20 protein-coding genes and 2 tRNA genes are annotated in these 20,730 nt (G+C 50.5%); 9 read left to right on the forward strand and 13 right to left on the reverse strand.

The window, feature by feature from the left end:
- Positions 1-12: 12 nt before the first annotated feature.
- The 8 genes from rbfA (at position 13) to Q8M75_RS02045 (ending at position 8,479) form a co-directional block, all read left to right on the forward strand.
- On the forward strand, positions 13-372 hold the full coding sequence (gene rbfA, locus Q8M75_RS02010) for a 30S ribosome-binding factor RbfA (protein ID WP_108468772.1): 360 nt from the start codon (positions 13-15) through the stop codon (positions 370-372).
- A gap of 8 nt (positions 373-380) precedes the next feature.
- Positions 381-1,304: a tRNA pseudouridine(55) synthase TruB gene (truB, locus tag Q8M75_RS02015; protein ID WP_305485667.1), complete on the forward strand. Its 924-nt coding sequence runs from the start codon at positions 381-383 to the stop codon at positions 1,302-1,304.
- A gap of 27 nt (positions 1,305-1,331) precedes the next feature.
- Entirely contained in the window at positions 1,332-3,149 is a 1,818-nt protein-coding gene (gene typA / locus Q8M75_RS02020; protein WP_305485669.1) for a translational GTPase TypA, read from the forward strand.
- Positions 3,150-3,217: 68 nt separating this feature from the next.
- On the forward strand, positions 3,218-5,575 hold the full coding sequence (locus Q8M75_RS02025; RefSeq protein ID WP_305485671.1) for a Tex family protein: 2,358 nt from the start codon (positions 3,218-3,220) through the stop codon (positions 5,573-5,575).
- A gap of 70 nt (positions 5,576-5,645) precedes the next feature.
- On the forward strand, positions 5,646-6,752 hold the full coding sequence (gene dusA / locus Q8M75_RS02030) for a tRNA dihydrouridine(20/20a) synthase DusA (protein WP_371131734.1): 1,107 nt from the start codon (positions 5,646-5,648) through the stop codon (positions 6,750-6,752).
- The gene (locus Q8M75_RS02035; RefSeq protein WP_305485676.1) at positions 6,749-8,086 is read left to right on the forward strand and encodes an ATP-dependent RecD-like DNA helicase; all 1,338 of its coding nucleotides are present in this window, start codon (positions 6,749-6,751) and stop codon (positions 8,084-8,086) included. Before dusA ends, Q8M75_RS02035 begins: the two co-directional genes overlap by 4 nt.
- Positions 8,087-8,172: 86 nt before the next feature.
- Positions 8,173-8,247, forward strand: a tRNA-His gene (locus tag Q8M75_RS02040).
- 19 nt (positions 8,248-8,266) lie between these two features.
- A complete protein-coding gene (locus tag Q8M75_RS02045) occupies positions 8,267-8,479 on the forward strand; it encodes a DUF3820 family protein (RefSeq protein ID WP_305485678.1) in 213 nt (70 codons plus the stop codon).
- A 19-nt stretch (positions 8,480-8,498) separates the two neighbouring features.
- Here Q8M75_RS02045 and purU read toward each other — a convergent pair whose 3' ends face one another.
- The 7 genes from purU to Q8M75_RS02080 form a co-directional block, all read right to left on the reverse strand.
- A complete protein-coding gene (gene purU / locus Q8M75_RS02050; protein ID WP_305485680.1) occupies positions 8,499-9,359 on the reverse strand; it encodes a formyltetrahydrofolate deformylase in 861 nt (286 codons plus the stop codon).
- Positions 9,360-9,430: 71 nt separating this feature from the next.
- Positions 9,431-9,859, reverse strand: a complete 429-nt coding sequence (locus Q8M75_RS02055) for a hypothetical protein (RefSeq protein ID WP_305485682.1) — start codon at positions 9,857-9,859, stop codon at positions 9,431-9,433.
- Positions 9,840-10,211, reverse strand: coding sequence for a surface-adhesin E family protein (locus Q8M75_RS02060; protein ID WP_305485684.1), 372 nt, complete (start codon positions 10,209-10,211; stop codon positions 9,840-9,842). Before Q8M75_RS02060 ends, Q8M75_RS02055 begins: the two co-directional genes overlap by 20 nt.
- A gap of 79 nt (positions 10,212-10,290) precedes the next feature.
- Positions 10,291-12,777, reverse strand: a complete 2,487-nt coding sequence (locus Q8M75_RS02065) for a penicillin acylase family protein (RefSeq protein ID WP_305485686.1) — start codon at positions 12,775-12,777, stop codon at positions 10,291-10,293.
- Between the two features lie 86 nt (positions 12,778-12,863).
- A complete protein-coding gene (locus Q8M75_RS02070) occupies positions 12,864-14,810 on the reverse strand; it encodes a TRAP transporter large permease subunit (protein WP_305485689.1) in 1,947 nt (648 codons plus the stop codon).
- On the reverse strand, positions 14,803-15,390 hold the full coding sequence (locus tag Q8M75_RS02075; RefSeq protein WP_108468782.1) for a TRAP transporter small permease subunit: 588 nt from the start codon (positions 15,388-15,390) through the stop codon (positions 14,803-14,805). The genes Q8M75_RS02070 and Q8M75_RS02075 overlap by 8 nt, the downstream gene beginning before the upstream one ends.
- Positions 15,391-15,540: 150 nt before the next feature.
- On the reverse strand, positions 15,541-16,674 hold the full coding sequence (locus tag Q8M75_RS02080; protein ID WP_305485692.1) for a TRAP transporter substrate-binding protein: 1,134 nt from the start codon (positions 16,672-16,674) through the stop codon (positions 15,541-15,543).
- 201 nt (positions 16,675-16,875) lie between these two features.
- Between Q8M75_RS02080 and Q8M75_RS02085 the strand changes: the two genes are divergently transcribed.
- A tRNA-Leu gene (locus Q8M75_RS02085) sits at positions 16,876-16,964 on the forward strand.
- A gap of 95 nt (positions 16,965-17,059) precedes the next feature.
- On the opposite strand, the gene Q8M75_RS02090 is transcribed toward Q8M75_RS02085, so the two are convergent.
- From Q8M75_RS02090 to murI, 6 genes are read right to left on the reverse strand one after another with little or no spacing between them, the layout of a single operon-like run.
- The gene (locus Q8M75_RS02090) at positions 17,060-17,308 is read right to left on the reverse strand and encodes a hypothetical protein (protein ID WP_305485694.1); all 249 of its coding nucleotides are present in this window, start codon (positions 17,306-17,308) and stop codon (positions 17,060-17,062) included.
- A gap of 29 nt (positions 17,309-17,337) precedes the next feature.
- Complete coding sequence (locus Q8M75_RS02095; protein WP_305485697.1) at positions 17,338-18,093, reverse strand: formylglycine-generating enzyme family protein; 756 nt, start codon at positions 18,091-18,093, stop codon at positions 17,338-17,340.
- Positions 18,090-18,506 carry a biopolymer transporter ExbD gene (locus tag Q8M75_RS02100; protein WP_305485698.1) on the reverse strand — a complete coding sequence of 139 codons (417 nt, stop codon included), beginning with the start codon at positions 18,504-18,506 and terminating at the stop codon, positions 18,090-18,092. The genes Q8M75_RS02095 and Q8M75_RS02100 overlap by 4 nt, the downstream gene beginning before the upstream one ends.
- 2 nt (positions 18,507-18,508) lie before the next feature.
- Positions 18,509-19,201, reverse strand: a complete 693-nt coding sequence (locus tag Q8M75_RS02105) for a MotA/TolQ/ExbB proton channel family protein (RefSeq protein WP_305485700.1) — start codon at positions 19,199-19,201, stop codon at positions 18,509-18,511.
- A gap of 4 nt (positions 19,202-19,205) precedes the next feature.
- On the reverse strand, positions 19,206-19,910 hold the full coding sequence (locus Q8M75_RS02110; RefSeq protein WP_305485702.1) for an energy transducer TonB: 705 nt from the start codon (positions 19,908-19,910) through the stop codon (positions 19,206-19,208).
- A complete protein-coding gene (gene murI / locus Q8M75_RS02115) occupies positions 19,901-20,725 on the reverse strand; it encodes a glutamate racemase (RefSeq protein ID WP_305485704.1) in 825 nt (274 codons plus the stop codon). The genes Q8M75_RS02110 and murI overlap by 10 nt, the downstream gene beginning before the upstream one ends.
- Between the last annotated feature and the right edge of the window lie 5 nt (positions 20,726-20,730).

Genomic DNA, 20,730 nt, shown 5'->3' on the forward strand with positions numbered 1-20,730 from the left:
ATCGCGTTCTTTATGCACAAAACGAGCCCCCATCGCAATCAACGCCTAGCGGATCAAATTCAGCGTGATTTGGCTGAATTGATTCCGCGCGAATTGCGTAGTACGAGTTTGGGATTGATTACCCTCCAAGGTGTTGAACTGTCACCGGATTTGGCGCATGCCAAGATCTTCTTCACGGTTCTCGGCGCCGACCCGGATCACGCTCTGACTGCCTTACAAGAAAAAGCAGGCTATTTGCATTCCTTGCTGTTTAAGCGCTTGCATATTCATACCGTTCCTACCCTGCATTTTGTGCACGATGTATCGGTTGAGCGTGGCATGGAAATGTCCCGATTAATTGATCAAGCGGTCGATAGCGACCGCAAAGATTGAGAAATTTGATGCGTCAACGTCTTGATGGAGTCGTGCTGCTGGATAAGCCGTTAGGTATGAGTTCACAAGGCGCTGTGACTGCGGTCAAACGCGCGCTTAATGCCGATAAAGCAGGGCACACCGGGACCTTAGACCCGATGGCCACCGGCTTATTGCCGATCTGCTTAGGCGAGGCTACTAAGTATTCCCAAGATTTGTTGGACGCAGATAAGTCGTATGTGGCCCGAATTCGTTTTGGCGCCAATACCGATACAGGCGATGCCGAAGGACAGATTGTGACGTCCTTTCCTTTGCCTCAGTTTGCCGACGATGCCGCGATTCAGATTGCCTTAAATGCCTTGTTGCCTGCGTTTACCGGTCCGATTCTGCAGGTGCCACCAATGTACTCAGCGCTGAAGCGCGACGGTAAGCCCTTGTATGAATATGCCCGTGCTGGCGTCGAGCTCGAGCGCGAGGCTCGCTCGGTCGTCATCCACTCTATTGTTTGGACCGAGGTGCAATGGCCCGAAGCCACTTTAGAAGTCAGTTGCAGCAAAGGAACCTACATTCGGGTGTTGGCGGAAGATTTGGGCGCAGCACTCGGCTGTGGCGCCCATTTGGTTGGCCTTCGGCGCAGCGAAGTGGGGCATCTGAGCTTGGCACAGTCCATCTCCTTGGATGATCTATTGCGGACAACCGCAGATCACGCCGCTTTTATTCTGCCGGTAGATGCTCTATTGCAAACCTTGCCGCACCTCACGGTCGATGCGCAACAAGCCAAGCGCCTAGAAATGGGTCAACGCGTTCCGTTAACCGTCAATGCTAAATTTCCATTGGCAGAAGCCTTGGTGCGGATTTATCGCGCCACCGCAGCGCCCCACAATTTTATTGGTACTGCCGATTGCCGTTCCGGCGTACTACACCCTAAACGCTTGATTTCACAAGCCCCTTAACCTTATTTTTAACTTTAGAAGCTTCACATGACTAAACGCGCACTTCGTAATATTGCAATCATCGCCCACGTTGACCACGGTAAAACTACCTTAGTGGATCAATTGTTGCGCCAATCTGGCACCTTCCGCTCCAATGAAAAAATGACCGAGCGGGTTATGGATTCGAACGATCTTGAAAAAGAACGTGGCATTACGATTCTGTCCAAAAACTGTGCAGTCGAATACGACGGCACCCACATCAACATCGTTGACACACCAGGCCACGCTGACTTCGGCGGTGAGGTAGAGCGCGTTCTCTCGATGGTTGATGGCGTTCTCTTATTAGTCGATGCGGTTGAAGGCCCGATGCCACAGACTCGCTTCGTGACTAAAAAAGCCTTGGCCTTGGGCCTTAAGCCAATCGTCGTGATCAACAAAGTAGATCGTCCAGGTGCGCGTTGCGATTACGTCATTAACGCCACGTTTGAGTTGTTCGACAAATTGGGCGCCTCGGAAGAGCAGCTCGATTTCCCAATCATTTACGCTTCTGGCTTAAATGGCTATGCCGGCAATTCAGAAGACGTTCGCTCGGGCGATATGCGTCCCTTGTTTGATGCGGTTCTCAAGAATGTGCCGATGCGGGATGATGATCCAGACGGCCCATTGCAGTTCCAAATCTCCTCGATTGATTACAACAGCTATGTCGGCAAGATCGGCGTCGGCCGTATTAATCGTGGCCGTGTGAAGGCGGGCATGGAAGTGATTTGCATGAATGGCCCAGAGGGCATTCCTTTTAAAGGCCGTGTGAATCAAGTACTGAAATTCAAAGGCCTAGAGCGTGAAGTAGTAGAAGAAGCGGTAGCAGGTGATATTGCGTTGATCAACGGTATTGAAGATCTGGCCATTGGTACCACCATTTGTGCGGTGGATAAGCCTGATCCATTACCTATGCTCAAAATTGATGAGCCTACTTTAACCATGAACTTCATGGTGAATACCAGCCCACTCGCTGGTCGAGAAGGAAAGTTTGTTACCAGCCGTCAGATTCGGGAACGTTTAGACCGTGAGCTCAAATCCAATATGGCTTTGCGCGTGCGCCAAACCGACGACGACACCGTTTTTGAAGTTTCTGGCCGCGGCGAGCTGCATTTAACGATCTTGGTCGAGACGATGCGCCGTGAAGGCTATGAGATGGCAGTATCCCGTCCACGCGTGGTGTTCCATGAAGAAAATGGCGTCAAGATGGAGCCGTTTGAGAACTTGACAGTTGACATTGAAGACACCACCCAAGGTGCTGTCATGGAAGATTTAGGTAAGCGTAAGGGCGAGTTGCTTGATATGGTAAGCGACGGTAAAGGCCGCACACGACTGGAATATCGCATTCCGGCGCGTGGCCTGATTGGTTTTCAGGGTGACTTTATGACCATGACCCGTGGTAATGGTTTGATGAGCCACACCTTTGATTGCTATGCACCAGCAAAAGATGGCGTATTAGGTGAGCGCCACAACGGCGTATTGATTAGCCAAGATGACGGTGAAGCTGTTGCCTATGCGATTTGGAAATTGCAAGACCGTGGCCGCATGTTTGTGAAGCACGGTGACCCTGTGTACGAAGGCATGGTCATTGGTATTCATAGTCGCGATAACGATCTGGTTGTAAACCCCATTAAAGGTAAACAGCTGACTAACGTACGCTCTTCGGGTACCGATGAAGCCGTTCGCCTCGTAACACCAATCGATCTGACTTTAGAGTACGCAGTGGAGTTCATTAGCGACGATGAGTTGGTTGAAGTAACCCCCAAGAGCGTTCGTGTTCGCAAGCGTTACTTGAAGGAGCATGAGCGTAAAAAGGCATCACGCGATTAAGTTGCGCTGATCGATAGTAAAACCACCTTCGGGTGGTTTTTCCTTATTTATTCTCTAAATTACTTCATATGTTGCCATCCATAGAACACCGTCTCGCTGCTGAATTATCTGCAAAGCCCAATCAAATTACTGCCGCTATTGGATTAATGGATGAAGGTGCTACGGTGCCATTTATTGCACGCTACCGTAAAGAGGTTACTGGTGGGCTGGATGATGTTCAGTTGCGCTTATTGGAAGTGCGCTTGGCGTATTTGCGCGAGTTAGAGGAGCGGCGCTTAGTCATTATTGCTTCGATTGAAGAGCAGGGAAAAATGAGCCCCACATTGCTTCAGCAGTTGATGGAGGCTGAGGATAAAACCCGCCTTGAGGATTTGTATTTGCCATACAAAGTGAAGCGCAGAACAAAAGCACAAATTGCACTAGAGGCAGGCTTGGCAGAATTAGCAGACGCCCTGTTGCAAAACCCACAATTAAATCCAGAAGAAGAGGCAGCAAAGTACCTCAAGCCAGCCTTTACGTCGGATCAAGGGGAGAATCCTGGTGTACCCGATGCAAAGGCAGCGCTAGATGGTGCGCGTCAGATTTTGATGGAGCGATTTGCTGAAGATGCGAGCTTATTGCAATTGCTGCGCCTTTATGTCCAAGAGCATGGCATCGTGGAATCAAAAGTGATTGCAGGCAAGGAAGAAGAGGGTGAAAAGTTCCGAGACTATTTTGACTATGCTGAGGCTGTACAGGCGATACCCTCGCATCGTGCCTTAGCCTTATTTCGGGGGCGGCGCGAGCAAATTCTGATGGTGTCCTTGCGCCTAGACAGTGAGGCCGAGCGACCCAAGTGGGACGCCCCACTTAATCCCTGTGAAGCTCGCATTGCCCAACATGTTGGCATAGCGCAGCAGGGACGACCAGCTGATCAGTGGCTTGCTGATACCGTACGCTGGACTTGGCGGGTTAAGAGCGCATTGCACCTGGAGTCCGAACTCATGGGCGCATTGCGTGAGCGCTCTGAGACCGAGGCAATTCAGGTCTTTGCTCGCAACCTAAAGGACCTCTTGTTGGCTGCGCCAGCCGGTCCAAAAGCCACAATAGGCCTGGATCCCGGGATGCGCACCGGTGTCAAGGTGGCAGTAGTTGATTCCACGGGCAAAGTGCTAGATACCGCTGTTATTTACCCACATCAGCCGCGTAATGATTGGGATGGATCACTGCATACATTGGCGGGTTTAATCGACAAGCACCAGGTCACCTTAATCTCAATTGGTAACGGCACTGCTTCGCGCGAAACTGACAAGCTAGCTCAGGAATTGATCAAGCTAAAGCCAGGCCTTGGATTGCAAAAAATGGTGGTCTCAGAAGCTGGTGCGTCGGTTTACTCTGCCTCAGAGTATGCGTCCAAGGAGCTGCCGAATATGGATGTTTCCCTCAGGGGTGCCGTTTCGATTGCGCGCCGATTACAGGATCCCCTGGCTGAATTAGTAAAGATTGATCCGAAGTCTATTGGCGTTGGCCAGTATCAGCATGATGTTATGCAGTCGCAACTAGCGCGCTCACTTAATGCAGTGGTAGAGGACTGCGTGAATGCCGTTGGCGTGGATGTTAATCTGGCCTCTGCACCTTTGCTGGCGCGTGTTTCAGGCTTATCCACCGCTGTTGCAGAGAGCCTGGTTGCCTACCGTGATAGCCACGGGCAATTTCAGTCTCGCTTGGATTTGCGCAAGGTGCCGCGATTTGGAGAAAAAACCTTTGAACAGGCCGCTGGATTCTTGCGCGTGATGAATGGCAGCAATCCGCTGGATTCTTCGGCAGTGCATCCCGAGTCCTATCCGCTGGTGGAAAAAATTCTAGCGAAGATTAAAAAAAGCATGAAAGAAGTGCTAAGCGATCCCGGCGCACTGGCATCCATACAGCCTGAATTATTTGTCGATGCAAAATACGGTATGCCTACGATTGTGGATGTATTAAAAGAGCTGGAGAAGCCAGGGCGAGATCCCCGCCCGGAATTCACAACTGCTGCCTTTAAAGAAGGCATCGAAAAAATCAGTGATCTTTCAGTTGATATGGTGCTTGAGGGAATAGTGACTAACGTCGCTGCTTTTGGCGCATTTGTCGACATTGGCGTTCATCAAGATGGCTTGGTGCACATTTCTGCGCTTTCAAATACATTTGTAAAAGATCCCCATACGGTTGTAAAAGCGGGGCAGGTAGTCCGAGTCAAAGTCCTTGAGTTGGATGAAAAGCGTAAGCGTATTGCATTGACGATGCGCTTAAATGAGGCATCTAATGTGCCTGTAAAGGATGCGCATTCTGATCGTCAGCGTACTGGCAGCACTAAGCCACGCACTGAAAAGTCATCACCAAACCGACAATCTCCTCCCCTTGTGAATAGCGCAATGGCAGCTGCCTTTGGGAAGCTTGGTAAGAAATAAATGCACGATCATGTTGTAATACGGACTAGATAAAAATACTATGCCAGCCGATCAGAGCCACTTGCATGCAATGCAAAAAAATCCCACTTTAGGTCATAAGCGCTTGGCGGTTGCCCCCATGATGGAATGGACCGATCGGCACTGCCGATCCTTTCATCGGCAGCTATCCAAGCAAGCTGTTCTGTATACCGAAATGGTGACCACCGGTGCATTGCTGCATGGTGATGTGCCGCGCCATTTGGATTACTCAAGCGAGCAGCACCCAGTAGTGCTGCAACTGGGGGGTAGTGAGCCAGCGGATCTGGCAAAAGCTGCAGCCTTGGCAGCTCAATGGGGCTATGACGAAATTGATCTTAATTGCGGCTGTCCTTCCGAGCGAGTACAGCGCGGGGCCTTCGGTGCTTGCCTGATGGCAGAGCCGCAATTAGTTGCCGATTGCGTTCGAGCGATGCGAGCAGCATGCGATTTGCCCATCTCGGTGAAGCACCGCTTGGGTCTTGATCACATGGATGCCAGTCTGCACCAAAAAGACTACCAATTTGCCTTGGATTTTATGATGGCCGTTGCCGATGCTGGCGCTCATCAGGTCACCATTCATGCACGTAATGCCATATTGAAGGGCCTTTCCCCCAAAGAGAACCGCAGTAAGCCCCCATTGCACTATGCCGTGGCAGCGCAATTGCGCTTGGATCTCCAAAAGCAATTTCCAAATGTGGCTGTTCTACTCAATGGCGGCCTGGAGAACAACGATCAAATTGCGGGCCATTGGCATGACTTTGATGGCTTTATGGTGGGTCGTGCTGCCTATCACTTTCCGGCGATGTTGCTCGGCTGGGATGACTTGCTCGAGACCAATGGAGAGGCTGCAGGCTACCTCTTTAGCGAGTCGGAGTGGCATCGCGTGCAAATTGGTTTGGTGCATCAAGTATGGCGCTGGTTTGATGAATGCCAGAGCAAGGGCAAACTGTTTTATATCGGCGCCTTTACCCGGCACATACTAGGCTTGGCCCATGGCAGGGCGGGCTCACGCTATTGGCGTCAGCGCCTATCGGATCACCATGCCTTGGCTAAGGTGCAGAGCAAAGCGGCGATTGCCGACTTTTTTCTCGAGGCGAGTTTGGAGCTAGGGGATTGGGCTGCATTTGAGATGGATACTGCCTCGGCGGAAAATTCATGAGTGCTGTGCAAAACCCGGGCGCCGATCTCGAGCTGGAGATCACTCCAGATTACCAATTGGCGCTGGATGCAGTCGAGCGCGGCGATCCCTACATCTTCATTAGTGGTAAAGCGGGCACGGGTAAAACGACCTTAATTAGCCACCTGCGCAAAACCATTGCTGGAAACGTTGTAGTGCTCGCCCCTACGGGGGTAGCAGCACTGCAGGTGCGTGGCGTCACGATTCATTCCTTCTTTCGCCTGCCGCCGCGCTTGATTTTTCCAGAAGAGGACATTAAGCCACTGCGATCCTCGCGTGAGCGCCAGCTGTACAAAGATATTCGCTTACTCATTATTGATGAAATATCGATGGTGCGGGCTGATCTGGTTGATGCGATTGATCTTTTCTTGCGCGAAAACGGACCCCAAAAAGGCGAGCCATTTGGGGGCATACAGGTCATGTTTGTCGGTGATTTATTTCAATTGCCGCCAGTGGTATCGAGTAACGATATGCATATCCTGTATGAGCGCGGTTATGAGGATCCGTATTTCTTTTGCGCCATAGCGCTGCACCGTAAAGACATTACGATGATCGAGCTGACGAAAATCTTTCGTCAAAAAGATGCTCATTTTGCGCAGTTGCTCAATCAAATCCGCATTAATGAAGACATTGAAGTGGCACTGGAAACCATCAATGATGCCTGTTTTAATAAGGCGGCAGAGCCTGATCCGATGACGATTACCCTGACTACGACCAATGCCAGGGCAGACATGATCAACCATGGTGAACTCAAAAACCTGACTAGCGACGCCACCAGTTTTACAGGCAAGTTAGAGGGAAAGTTCAATGTGGATGAGCGCAACTTACCCTCACCCATGAACTTAATTCTGAAGCCAGGCTCGAAGGTGATGTTTACGGCGAATGACAATGGGTTTCCAAAAAAATGGGTCAATGGCAGCATTGGTATTGTTCATGAAATCAGCAAAGACAAAATTAAGGTCAAGATCCCTAATGGGGCCTATACGAATACGGTTGAGGTAACCCCTTTCAAATGGGAATCGTATAAATATGACCACGATATGGTGTCCGGCAAGATTAAGCCCAACGCGATTGGCTCTTATGAGCAATTGCCGCTCATGCTGGCATGGGCTGTGACGATCCACAAAAGCCAGGGCAAAACGCTCGATAAAGTGAAGGTCGATCTATCTTCTGGAGCCTTTGCATCGGGCCAAGTCTATGTGGCACTCAGCCGCTGCCGCTCGATTGAGGGGATTTCTTTAGAGCGGCCTATTGTCCTGAAAGACGTGCGCTGCGACCCTGAAATTAAGCGTTTTTACATGGCATGTTTGCCCTAAAAGCCAGCCCAGATTGGCCTCGAATTGGCCGACCGGCAAATTTTGGCTAAAAGCCGACAAAAAGCTATAATCTCATTTCTTCTACGGTGGCTGTAGCTCAGCGGTAGAGTCCTGGATTGTGATTCCAGTTGTCGTGGGTTCGAACCCCATCAGCCACCCCAATCTCCCCCCCGCACCACAGTGACCCCCGAATCCCTTGAAAAGCTCGTTCGCATGAAAATGCCGTATGGCAAGTATGCGGGCCGTACCCTTTCTGATTTACCGGGTGATTATCTCTCCTGGTTTGCCCGCAAGGGCTTTCCAAAGGGTGAATTAGGTGAATTGCTGGAGCTGATGCACACCCTAGACCACAATGATTTGCGGGGACTGTTAAAGCCCCTCTCAGGGCATTAAACAGTCCTCTTGCGATGAATTAATCTGCAAACACCACCGACTTATTACCGTTAATTAAGACCCGGTCATTCAGGTAGTAGCGCAGGGCGCGCGACAGTACTTGACGCTCTAAATCACGGCCTTTGCGTACCAAATCTTCTGCGCTATCGCTATGGCTAATGCGGGTTACATCTTGCTCGATGATGGGCCCCTCATCCAAATCGCTCGTCACAAAGTGGGATGTTGCCCCAATCAACTTGATGCCGCGCGCATGCGCTTGATGGTAGGGCTTTGCTCCCTTAAAGCTGGGCAAGAAGGAGTGGTGCACATTAATGCAGCGACCCAATAACTTAGCGGATAAGTCATCCGACAGAATTTGCATGTAACGCGCTAAGATCACCATATCTACGTTGGCGTCTTCAACGATGCTCAGCAGCTTTGCTTCTTGAGTGCTTTTTGTCTCCGGTGTGACCGGTAGGTAGTGAAATGGTATATCAGCAAAATCAATGCTGGCATACACCGAGCGGGGGTGATTCGACACAATGCCAGCAATAATCATCGGCAATTCACCAATACGCCAGCGATACAGTAAGTCCACCAAGCAATGATCGAGCTTGGAGGCCATGATTAAAACGCGTTTGAGTACGGCGGTGGAACGCAACTCCCAAGAGAGCTGAAAGCGCTCGACGATGGGCTTAAAACCACGGCGCAGTCCCTCTAAATCGACGCTTGCATCGCAACTGAAGCTGACACGCATAAAGAAGCGACCCGAATCTTTATCGTCGAACTGCTGGGCCTCTTGAATGTCCCCGCCCGCCTCAAAAATATAGCTGGCAACAGCAGCAACAATACCGGGGCGATTTTGACAGGTTAGGGTGAGGTTGATGTTTTGCTCTGGCATAGTGAAAATGTTTAAAAGAATTAAAAAGAAAAGAAAAAGAAAACGAAAAAGAAAACGATCAGGTCAGTATTTTATCGACTCGATGCCGGTGTTGGCAGTGAGGTGGGTCGATCTGCAATCCCCACCATTTCTTGGCTGTGATCCATGATGGGCGGCACTACAAACTCTTCGCAAACCGGCTTAGGACCGAGTAGATTTAAAAAATTACATTCTTTTTTAGTGGCTTGCGAAGCAGCATGCTCTAAAGGAGATTTTCCGGTAGTGACGGTAGAGGCGACGCTAACTGCGGTGCTGGGGTTGGCTACTGCTGCTGTAGCCACAGTACCTCCGACGGCACTGGCGGTTGCTGTCCCAGCACTGCCGATGGCTGCTAAAGGCAGGGCGCAGCCCGATAAAAAGAAAACACCAAAGCCAATAATGAAGGCATAGCTCAAGCTATGCCATGCAATGCAGCGGCAATACTTCGAAAAGAGCTGCTGTTTATTTGGCTCGGCAGGCAATGCTATAAACTCCCGCGGCCCATGAGCCATTGGTAATGGCTTCAAATTGGCTGTCAGGGGACTTGATGTCCGCTATAACCTTGCCTTCACCCTTGTTTCCGGAAAACACTTTGTATTCAATAGGGCGGTATTGGGCTTTTTCGCAGAGGTACTCGTTGAGGCCAATGATGGAACGAATTGGCTCTTTTGTTTTGGGGTCTACACCAGGCTTAGTAAAGTCCAGCATCGACATGATTTGCGCTTTGTCGCCATCTTTTTTGAGGGTCTCGATGTCTAAAGAGACCGTGGATTGTTCGTTGGAGCCAATTTCTTGCCAAGCAGCGAAGGCGCTTGAAATTGGTAGGACGGTCATGCAGACCGCGGTCGCTATCCATCTTTTCATCGTAAAACCCCTCAATAAATGTGTATTTCTATTTTAAACCCCAATAGACCTACTTTGGTCTGAGCTCGAGTTGGCGCTGGAAGTTGCTGGGTTTCATCTGTAGTGGCAGTGCTTGATTGCTTGCCCAAAGGGGATTTAGGTTGCGGTAGAGCTTGCTTTGAACCCAGCCTGATTGCCCCGTTTGATAGATGAAGGTCGATTGTTCTAGGTCGGCCAAATCAAATACCGTTCGCAGGCTTGCTGCTTGTTTGGTCTCAAACGGATTTTGATATTTGCCAAGCTCAGGTCGCCCTACATTGATGGTAAATCCATCCCCCGGAAACGGCGCCGTAATATTGAATACTCGATTTAAAAACGGAACCCGACTAAAGGGACGGTGCTCCGATACGGCGATGTGTGCATTCCCCCATTTCCAATTGGCTGGATCGCTGCCGTATTGTGCGCTGAGGTATTCCAGCGCCTTATCCATCGCCTGTTGCGATGCTTGCGCGCAGTTTTCAATACTTTCGGTCTTGGGTGAGTCGCACCAGGGGCTATTTGGATTCGATAGTTGCTCGAGTAAAGCGTTTCTAAAATGGCGTTTGCCATACTCAAACGAAAAATAGTCTCCCAGACGAGAAAATAAATGGCGCGTCAGTTGATCTACCCACGCATTAAAGAGGAGGGCGCCACTGCTATCGATGCGCATATCGCCATCAAATCCAGCAACGATAGCCTTGGCTGCAGCTGCGCTTGAATGAGACGACTGGGTTGCTTTGAAGAGTGGTAATAGCGGTGTTGCTGCTAGCGAGAGGGTGTCGCCCTGCATGGTTCGCATTGCGGCAAAGTCATGCTGTTGCTTTGCTTGTAGTAAGGCGGTAATGCGCTCATACCGAAATGGCAACTCCCAATCCCCGGTGAGCGGATTGGGATTATTGGTGGCCAGAATTTGCTGGTTGGCAGTGGCGATCCAGCCTTGCTCGGGGTTATCGAGTGTGGGCAGCTGATCAAATGGAATATAGCCTTGCCAGTCGTATTGCTTATCCCAGCCAGGTGCTGGCGCAACCCCGTAGAGGCCTTGATGGAGCGTGCGTTTAGGGGCCACGCCAGCCGCCTGAAAGGCAATATTGCCAGCAGTATCGGCCATCACCACGTTTTGCATGGGAGCATAGTTCTTGTGCAATGCTTTCTTGAATCCCTCTAAATTGGTAGCGCGATTCATATCCAGCAAACCGATCACCGATTGATTATCAAGATCGAGTGCGGTCCAGCGCAGGGCCAAAGCAAAGCGATCGGTATTGATTAAATTTTTAGCCCGGTCGTAGGTTTCTGAAATGATGGGGCCGTGGCGACTCTGTTTGACGATAAAACGATGCGCCGGTTTATTTTTAATCTCAATCACTTCTTCACGGACTAAAAATGCAGCCATGCCATCGGGGGTACGGTATTGGCCAGGATTGGCCGGATCAAGTTCCTCGATAAAGAGGTCTTGCACATCGGGTCCCGTGTTCGTAAAGCTCCAAGCAATGCTATCCGTTCTGCCAAGCACGACTGCCGGAATGCCGGGGAGGGTGGCGCCAATGACATTCATTCCTGGCGCCTCCAGGCGTGCAAAGTACCAGAGTGCCGGAGCAGATAAACCCAAGTGTGGATCGTTAGCTAACAGTGGTTTGCCGCTCACTGTGCGCTTGCCACTGAGCGCCCAATTATTCGAGCCAATGCCCTCGATACCTCCTGGTAAGAATGCGCGCAACAACTGATCCTGTTTTGTATCTGGCTGACGTACATCCTGAATACCTAGAGGCTTAATGGACTTGCTGGCATCGGTACTCGCAAAAATGCCCATGTTTTTATACAGCGCTGCAAAGTCCATCTTAGTAACCGGATTGCCTTGCGTATAAGGGGGTAATACCTCCCAAATTTGTGCCGTCGTTAAATCACGCGATAACTCTAAGCGTTGCAATTCTTTTTGCCAATTACCACCCAAATCCATGGCCATCATTAGCATCCAGGCGATGCTATCGGTTGGCGACCAATGGCCTGGTTTGGAGCCTGTCAAAAAGTACTCTATTGGCAGGGCCCAGCCCAATTTCGCGTTACCTGCATTGACGCCATCGGCATAGGCTTGCAGAAGGCGTTTAGCCTCGACCGGGTAGCGCTCATACTGCCGTTCAGCGCTGTACTTAATTCCAACAGTACGAATGAAGCGATCAATTTTCAGGGTGTCTTCACCGAGAATTTCAGATAAACGGCCCGCTGCCAATCTGCGGTTGATTTCCATTTGCCATGAACGCTCAGTTGCGTGCAGAAAGCCCAGAGCGAATAGGGCATCACTCGCGGTAGCCGCCTTGATATGGGGTATGTCACTAGCATCAAAGCCGATGCTCACCGTGTCATTGAGGCCGAGTAGGCGATCACTGCCAGAGGGGCTATTTTTGGTTGAGGCAAGATAGATTATTGCAAGGCACGCAATCAAGAGCATCACGCCAGTCAAGCCCAATGCAGTCCATTTGAGGATGCGTAATAGGAGAGGGCTGCGCTGTGTTGTTATGACCATGAACCTATTCTAAGTGCTCTCGATTGCCTTTGACCTGACCAATAAAAAACCCCGCTTGCGCGGGGTTCTCATGAGGATGCTGGTGATTACTTGTAAAGCACTTCGGGCAACCACAAGCCAATTGCTGGGAAGGTGTAGAGCAACACAATTGCCAGAATCTGGATACCCATGAATGGCAACATACCTGCAAAAATCTGATTCAGAGTCACGTGGGGAGGCGCAACACCCTTCAGGTAGAAGGCTGACATGGCCACCGGTGGCGACAAGAATGCAGTTTGTAAATTCAGCGCAACTAAGAGGCCGAAAAACAATGGATTGATACCAAAATCATCGAGCAGGGGCACGAAGATTGGCATGAAGATCACGATGATCTCAGTCCACTCGAGTGGCCAGCCCAGGAAGAAAATAATGACCTGAGCCAGAATTAAAAACTCCATTGGGCTTAAGCCGAGTGACAGCACCCACTTTTCAACCAAGGTTTGGCCGCCCAGCAAAGCGAATGCTGCGGAAAAGATCGATGAGCCCACGAAGAGCCAGCACACCATAGCCCCCGTCTTGGCCGTTAAGAATACCGACTCTCGAATCACGCGCATATTAAGCTGTTTGTAGGCGGCAGCCAAGATGACCCCGCCGATAGCCCCAATCGCAGCCGCCTCAGTTGGGGTAGCCAGACCAAACACAATCGAACCTAATACGAACATAATCAAAATGGCTAATGGGAAGAATGAGCCCAAGAGCATCTTGAAGATTTCGAGACGCACCCAAGTGAGTAGCAAATAATAAATGGCTAACATGGCTGCAAAGATCGCAGTCATGACCCAGAACCAAGTCGGCGCATCGCGTGGCTCGAGTGCTTTTGCCGCGGCCGCCGCCGCTGCAGCTTCCGCTGCTTTAGCTTCATCCGCGCTCATTGCCGGAGCTGCCGCTGGCTTGTCTTCTTCTGCGCCAGGAGGCAAGGACAAGCCACCACTATCAGTCTTTTCAGCGCCAGGAGGTAATGACAGGCCGCTGCTTGACTCTTCTTCAGCAGCGCCACTACCGGCATCACCCATCTGCATTAATTCCATGCCAGCAACAGCTTCCACGGGGGCTGTGACTACCTTGTAAATCGAGCCCGTAAAGATCGCAAAAACCAAGAGTGGCAATAGCGCAATCATCAGAGACTGGAGCAGCTCAACAGGGCGTACATGCAAATTACGCTTGCCTTTGAGGCCGATTAAGATTGCTGGAATGACTTTCTGGCTAATTTTTTCACCGAGCTCGGTGTAGCTCATCGGTAGTGGAACTTTGCGCTCTTCCATCGACAGTGGCGGCATGAGTTTTGGCTTGAATTTAGCCAAAATAATCACGTAGCCGATGTACAGGCCAGCCAACATAATTCCGGGGAAAAATGCGCCGGCATAAAGTTGCACTACTGAAACACCGGCGGTTGCGCCGTACACAATCAAGAGTACTGAGGGTGGAATCAAAATACCCAAGCAACCACCCGCGGTAATACAGCCAGCAGATACGCGGGTGTCATAACCTGCCTTGAGCATGGCTGGGAACGCCAAAAGACCCATCAACGTCACCACAGCGCCAACAATACCGGTGGCAGTTGCAAAAATCGCGCAGGTAACGATGGTGGCAACAGCTAAGGAGCCAGGAACGCGCACCAAGGCCAAATGCAATGAGCGGAATAATTTTTCAATTAAGTTCGCACGCTCAACTAAGTAACCCATGAATACAAAGAGCGGAATTGAGATCAGCACGTCATTGGTCATGACCGCGTAAGCCCGCTGCACCATCAGAGAGAGTGTGTTGCTCAGTGCCAGAGAGGGATCTGCAAAGCTATACGCGATGAAGGTAAAGATCATGCCCATGCCCATGAGGGTAAAGGCGGTAGGGAAGCCCAGCATGATTGCTACAACAACAAGTGAGAGCATGAGCAGGCCCATGTGGCCGCTCTCAATATTGCCCCACGGAAGCAAGACAATCGTGGCCAGTACAACCAAGGCCATGATGCTAAAGCCGAATAATAGTTCCTTACGCATTGGTTTTCTCCTTATCAAGGCCAACCATTGCCTTCAGTGCATCCACGTCGACCTCTTCTACGTCCTGCTCGCGGGAAGGCCATTCGCCTTGCTGAATGCAGACAACACAACGGAAGATTTCAACGATTCCCTGAAAGAGCAAAATCACGCCCGCTAAAGGAATGATGGTTTTAAAAGGGTAAAGAGGAGGACCATCCGCCGTAATGGACGAGTGTTCCAAGATACGCCAGGAATCTTCAGCAAATCCGTAGCCGGCATAGGCTAGGGCAATCACCCCCGGAATAAAGAAGATGACGTACAAAATGAGGTCAAAAATCGCTTGGGTGCGAGGCTTTAAGAAGCCATACAGAATGTCGCCGCGGACATGACCATTTTTTGAGAGGGTGTAGGCGCCGGCCATCATGAACATAGTGCCGTACATCATGATCATGGCGTCAAACGCCCATGCATGGGGACTGTTTAAGACATAGCGGCTAAACACTTCATAGCCAATTAAGGCGGTTAAGCCAACAACCAGCCAAGAAAAAAACTGACCGATGAAGGTAGATAGGCGATCTACCGTTAAGAATAATTTTTGCACTTTGGAGACTCCAGGGCATTGAAACCATAAAAAAATGGGGTGGTCACCTTCGCAACCACCCCATATTGCTACTGGGCGCTATTTTAAGCTAAGCCTAAAACTTATGCCATATTTCTGAAATAAACCTAAAGCTTATGAAATATTCCTCAATTAGGCCTTTTTAGCGCCGGATGGGAAATAGTGATCAAAAGCCATGCGACGTGGGGTATTGGTATCCAAGTCCCACTTCACAGCACGCTGGGCAAACGCTCTTTGTGAGTCAACAATCTTCTTAAAGAGTGGGTTTTCAGCGGATTTCTTGGCAACAACCTCATCGAATACTTTGAGCTGGTTACGCAAAATGCTGTCTGGCGTTTTGTAGAACTTAACGCCTTGAGTCTTTTGCATTTCATCGTAGGCCTTGGAGTAGCGATCAATCGCCTTCCAGGACATATCGGCAGAAGCTGCCTCGACGCAGTTGTCCAAAATCGCACGGAGTTTTGGTGACAATGCGTTGTACTTGGAGCCGTTGAAGAGAATCTCGAACTGCTCTGCGTTCTGGTGATAGCTTTGCAACATACATACTTTTGATACGTCTGGGAAGCCCAATTGACGATCGGAAGAGGCGTTGTTGAACTCAGCGGCGTCAAGCAGACCACGATCCATCGCAGGGATAATCTCGCCGCCTGGCAATGCGTTTACAGAAACGCCCATGGCAGTAAACATATCAATCGAAATACCGACGGTACGGTACTTGAGGCCTTTCAAGTCCTCTACCTTAGCGATTGGCTTTTTGAACCAGCCGAGTGGCTGTGATGGCATTGGGCCGTATACATAAGACTTCACGTTGGCGTTGACAGTCTTGTAGAGCTCATCTAACAGAGCAGCGCCGCCGCCGTATTTGTGCCATGAGAGGAGCATGTTGGCATCCATACCGAAGGATGGGCCTGATCCCCACAATGCGAGGGCAGCATTTTTACCGTAGTGATACACAACCACACCATGGCCGCCGTCCAATGTACCTTTGGAAACAGCATCGAGCAATCCGAATGCAGGAACAACAGCACCTGCTGGCAATACTTCGATATTCATTTCGCCACCGGTCATGTCATTGACCTTCTTAGCAAAATCTAAAGCGTATTCGTGGAAGATGTCTTTCGCAGGCCAGGTCGACTGGAAGCGTAAATTTTGTACGCCTTGCGATTTAGAAATCATTGGGAAACTGAGGGCAGCTGCACCAGCGGTACCGACAGCAGCACCTTTCAAAAACTTACGACGTGGTGCTTGTTTTTTCATTTCAGACATTCATATCTCCTAGTTTTAATCAATCAGGTACTACGGTAAAACGACTCTGTAAAGTATAAGGATCTAATTAAATTTTCCATCTCGGGTAAACCCTTTAAACGCCATAAGTAGGGCTTTTTTGTTCAAATTGGGTGCCGCGTGTTAGGATTCTCGTCTGTCTTGATTTTGTTGCACTGCAAATCAAAGCCTGCAAAGGCGCGCGCCCGAGTGGTGAAATCGGTAGACACAGCAGACTTAAAATCTGCCGACTCAAAAAAGTCGTGCCGGTTCGATTCCGGCCTCGGGCACCAAAAAACCGCAATTTCTGGGGTTTTCATTCCACCTCAGTACCACCGCACCCTCATTTTTGTAAGCCAAAAGCCGTCAGCGAAGGGTTTGTTGGCGATCAGGCGGTGATTTCCTCAAATACCAATAAGAGTATGTAAATAACCCCTGCAGCTAATACGCTGAGCACAAAGAGCGATACAAAGCTTCGAAAGAGCTCGCTAAAGAGATTGCCGATCAATTGAAATAAATTGAAGTGCTGACTGCGATCGGCTTTCATTGCCTGAAAATTCTGCAGTGTTTTGTAAAGTGCGACACACACCCATACCGCAAGAAAAAGATAAGGGCCGTACTGGTATAGGTAGGACATAAAACGCCTTTTTAGAACAGGGGTGCAGTTTACGGTCTAACGCAACGAAAGCCAATATAGACCACGCTCACGTCCGGCGGCTTGCTGGCGCGATTCGATTCCCGTTGCTGTTCGGCGCCGTACCACCAGGATGCACCACGCGTTACACGTTCATTGCCAACCGCAGTTGAAGTCCACTCCCATACATTGGCGCCCATATCAAAGAGACCATTGACGCCAGCTTCAGTGCTACCCACAAGAACATGGCCAGTCCCGCGCAGGAGGCTGCCCTTGGGCGCAAGGCCGCGGTAAGTGCCGCACTCGCCGTCAAGGCAATGCGAGCCTTTAGCGGAGTCGCCATTAGGGAAGCGGTAGCGCTTTCCGCTGACGAACGGGGCAGGCGGATTGGCGCGCTGCTCTACAAACGCTGCCGAAACCCATTCCTCGTCGGTGGGTAAGCGTTTGCCAAAAAAACGGCAGATCTGCTCTGCCTCGGTAGCATTGAGATGAACCGCCGGTTCGCTGTCTTGAGCCTGAACGCCATAGGGAGTTTTCCAGGTCCAGCCGGGCTTTTGCACAAAACCCAGTTCATATACGGTGCCGCCGCCATTTTTCTCTGCCTGACTCACAAACCCGGTCTGAGCGGCAACGCGTTTGACTTCGCCGATGGTCATTTCATGCTGATCCCATTGCAGGCTACCAACCCGAACCACTGGAATACTGGACTCAGCCTTGGCCAAGAGCTGCTGTGGGCTAAGCAATACGAGCGAGGCAAGTCCAAATCCGAGGTAGCGAATAAGGGTCATTGCGGCTCGGTAATAAAACCCAGCTTAGTTAGGCCAGCGCGTTTTGATGCGGCCAAGACCTGCGCTACAGAGTCGTAACGCACTTCTTTATCCGCACGTAAATTCACTTCCGGTTGAGGTTCTTTTTGCGCTGCTTTTTCTGCATAGCTAACGTAGGTGGTGAGATCAATTGGATTACTGTTCCAAAAGATTTGGCCGCGTGCATCAATCGATACTTGAATCGACTCAGGCTTGGTTTCATTGCGCGCACTATTGGCTTTAGGTAAATCCACTTTCACGGCTTGATGGATTACCGGCAAAGTAATAATGAAAATGATGAGCAAAACCAACATCACGTCCACGAGGGGCGTCATATTGATTTCAGTCATCAGGGCATCGTCACCCTGATCGCCTGAAGGGTTGCTAAACGACATGCTTACGCTCCCGCCTCAACGCGAGCGCCAGTAACAAAATAGGCCAGCAAATCGTTACCAAAGCGATTGAGGTCGGCAACGATTAATTTATTAGCGCGGTTAATCGCATTAAAACCCAGGACTGCTGGAATAGCGACAGCTAGGCCAATGGCCGTCATGATGAGGGCCTCACCAATCGGGCCGGCAACCTGATCGATTTGTGCGCTACCCGAGCTACTAATGGCAACGAGGGCATGGTAGATGCCCCAAACCGTACCAAACAAACCCACGAATGGCGCGGTAGAGCCAGTCGAGCCTAAAAAAGTCTGGCCTTTTTGCAAGAGGGCGCTGCAGGAATCAATGCTATTTTTAATGCTGCGCGACATCCACTCCGAATAGTTCAGCGCTTGCAGTAATTCGCGGCGACTGGACGTTTGACTTTGATGGTGCTCCGAGGCGCTCATGGCTTCTTTGGCAATCCGAAAGTAGGGGTTGTTGGCTTGATCAGAAAAGCCAGCTAGGCCCTGTGCAAAAGAACTGGCACGCCAAAACTGCTCGGCTTCGGGTTTTAGGGCGCGCAGTGTTTTGATATTCCATAGGCGGCTAATCAAAATGACCCAGGTAATGATCGATGACACCAATAAGAGGATGGCCACAAAACGCGTGACCGCATCGCCTGCCATCCATAAATTCATTAAGCCAAATGGGTTATTCATTGCATTAGTTCTTTAAGTTAAATTTAATTAGGAGATTGGTTGAAATGCGGGCGGGGTTGCCATTCACGCTATACGGTTTAAAACGGTAACGCTTACCAATTTCAGAAGCAGCGCGATCGAGCCGCGGAAATCCGCTTGAACGCAGTAAAGCGACTTCTTCCACAATGCCGGTTTCATCAATAATCAACCGAACAACCACTTCGCCTTGTTCCCCAGCTCGCTTTGAAAACGAGGGGTAATATGGATCGGCATCAGGTTGATATACCACCACCAGTTTACCAATATCAGTCTGGATGGGCGTACCTGCAGCTCCTTGACTGGTTGCCGGTGCAACAGCTGCATTAGGCATCTGAGTTTCTGCTGCTTTAGCAGCTTCAGCCGCTTTGGCTTGGCTTGCATCGGCCGGCGGCGTGCTGCTCGGTTCGGGCGTTTTGGGTTTGGGCTCTGCTTTGGTTTGGGTTTTGGGTTTCACTTCTGGTTTTGGCTGCGGTGTCGGGGGGGTAGACACGGGCGGAGCCGGGGGTGTTGCGGGCGCCACTAAATTGGCCATGACTCGCACTTCGTTTTCAGATGGATCGTTTTTCACATTAAGCCCCAGATCCAGGCTAACAAAGAACATGCCATGCAGTGCCAGCACTACGGCAATCACAATCCATTCCTGCCGCGTAAACAGCGGGAGCGTTTTGGGGTTTGGTGATGTTAGCGGCATAGTGCAGTCTGATCCAGGCCTACGGTTTTGAAATCGATCCGTAACTCGGCAGTGTTGGAGTTTAGCAATTGCATCGCCATACTATGCAGACGCGTACCATCGGCGGTGCTCAGCAGTAATAAGCTACGTCTACCGCTTACTTCGGTCGGAATGCGGTGGGCTTCCAGTTGTCGCGCCAACTGACGGATTACCGCTTCGCTGGTGTCAACAACGCGTACCGATGAACCCAATTGATTCAGAATCAATGGCATTAAAAATGGATAGTGGGTACAGCCTAAAACCAAGGTATCGATTCCGGCAGCACGCATCGGTTGCAAATGCTGTGCAAGCAGAGCAGCTGTTTCTGGGGCATGCAATTGACCGGACTCGATCAAGGGCACAAGACCGGCACCCGCTTGTTTAACAAAACGGCAATCCACCGGTAAGGTTGCCAGTAGCGCATTGAACTTATCACTCTTCAGCGTTGCTTCTGTGGCCAATACACCCACTAGGCCTTTTTCGCTTTGCAGCGCCGCCGGCTTAATTCCGGGCTCGACCCCAATAATCGGAATTGTCTTTAGCTGCGCCCGAATACTCTGAATGGCTTCGGCGGTAGCTGTGTTGCAGGCAACGACGATCGCTTGGCAGCCTTCATCCGCTAAAGACTGGCATATCGATAAGCTACGCTCTGCAATCCACTCCGCTGACCTCTCGCCGTAAGGGGCATTGGCACTATCTGCAAAGTAAAGGTAGTCATGGTTCGGCAGCTGCCGCAGGGCCTCATCCAAAATGGATAGGCCGCCTACGCCCGAATCAAATACCCCGATGAGTGCCAATGCGC

It is taken from the genome of Polynucleobacter sp. (assembly GCF_030693775.1).
In the GTDB taxonomy this organism is placed as follows: domain Bacteria; phylum Pseudomonadota; class Gammaproteobacteria; order Burkholderiales; family Burkholderiaceae; genus Polynucleobacter.

Coding starts and splice junctions, on each gene's coding strand:
- rbfA (WP_108468772.1), top strand. CDS start 13: ATGCACAAAACGAGCCCCCATCGCAATCAACGCCTAGCGGATCAAATT.
- Q8M75_RS02070 (WP_305485689.1), bottom strand. CDS start 14,810: ATGCGTAAGGAACTATTATTCGGCTTTAGCATCATGGCCTTGGTTGTA.
- Q8M75_RS02105 (WP_305485700.1), bottom strand. CDS start 19,201: ATGAATAACCCATTTGGCTTAATGAATTTATGGATGGCAGGCGATGCG.
- Q8M75_RS02090 (WP_305485694.1), bottom strand. CDS start 17,308: ATGTCCTACCTATACCAGTACGGCCCTTATCTTTTTCTTGCGGTATGG.
- dusA (WP_371131734.1), top strand. CDS start 5,646: ATGCAAAAAAATCCCACTTTAGGTCATAAGCGCTTGGCGGTTGCCCCC.
- Q8M75_RS02080 (WP_305485692.1), bottom strand. CDS start 16,674: ATGTCTGAAATGAAAAAACAAGCACCACGTCGTAAGTTTTTGAAAGGT.
- Q8M75_RS02095 (WP_305485697.1), bottom strand. CDS start 18,093: ATGACCCTTATTCGCTACCTCGGATTTGGACTTGCCTCGCTCGTATTG.
- Q8M75_RS02110 (WP_305485702.1), bottom strand. CDS start 19,910: ATGCCGCTAACATCACCAAACCCCAAAACGCTCCCGCTGTTTACGCGG.
- Q8M75_RS02060 (WP_305485684.1), bottom strand. CDS start 10,211: ATGACCGTCCTACCAATTTCAAGCGCCTTCGCTGCTTGGCAAGAAATT.
- purU (WP_305485680.1), bottom strand. CDS start 9,359: ATGCCAGAGCAAAACATCAACCTCACCCTAACCTGTCAAAATCGCCCC.
- typA (WP_305485669.1), top strand. CDS start 1,332: ATGACTAAACGCGCACTTCGTAATATTGCAATCATCGCCCACGTTGAC.
- truB (WP_305485667.1), top strand. CDS start 381: ATGCGTCAACGTCTTGATGGAGTCGTGCTGCTGGATAAGCCGTTAGGT.
- Q8M75_RS02065 (WP_305485686.1), bottom strand. CDS start 12,777: ATGGTCATAACAACACAGCGCAGCCCTCTCCTATTACGCATCCTCAAA.
- Q8M75_RS02025 (WP_305485671.1), top strand. CDS start 3,218: ATGTTGCCATCCATAGAACACCGTCTCGCTGCTGAATTATCTGCAAAG.
- Q8M75_RS02100 (WP_305485698.1), bottom strand. CDS start 18,506: ATGTCGTTTAGCAACCCTTCAGGCGATCAGGGTGACGATGCCCTGATG.
- Q8M75_RS02035 (WP_305485676.1), top strand. CDS start 6,749: ATGAGTGCTGTGCAAAACCCGGGCGCCGATCTCGAGCTGGAGATCACT.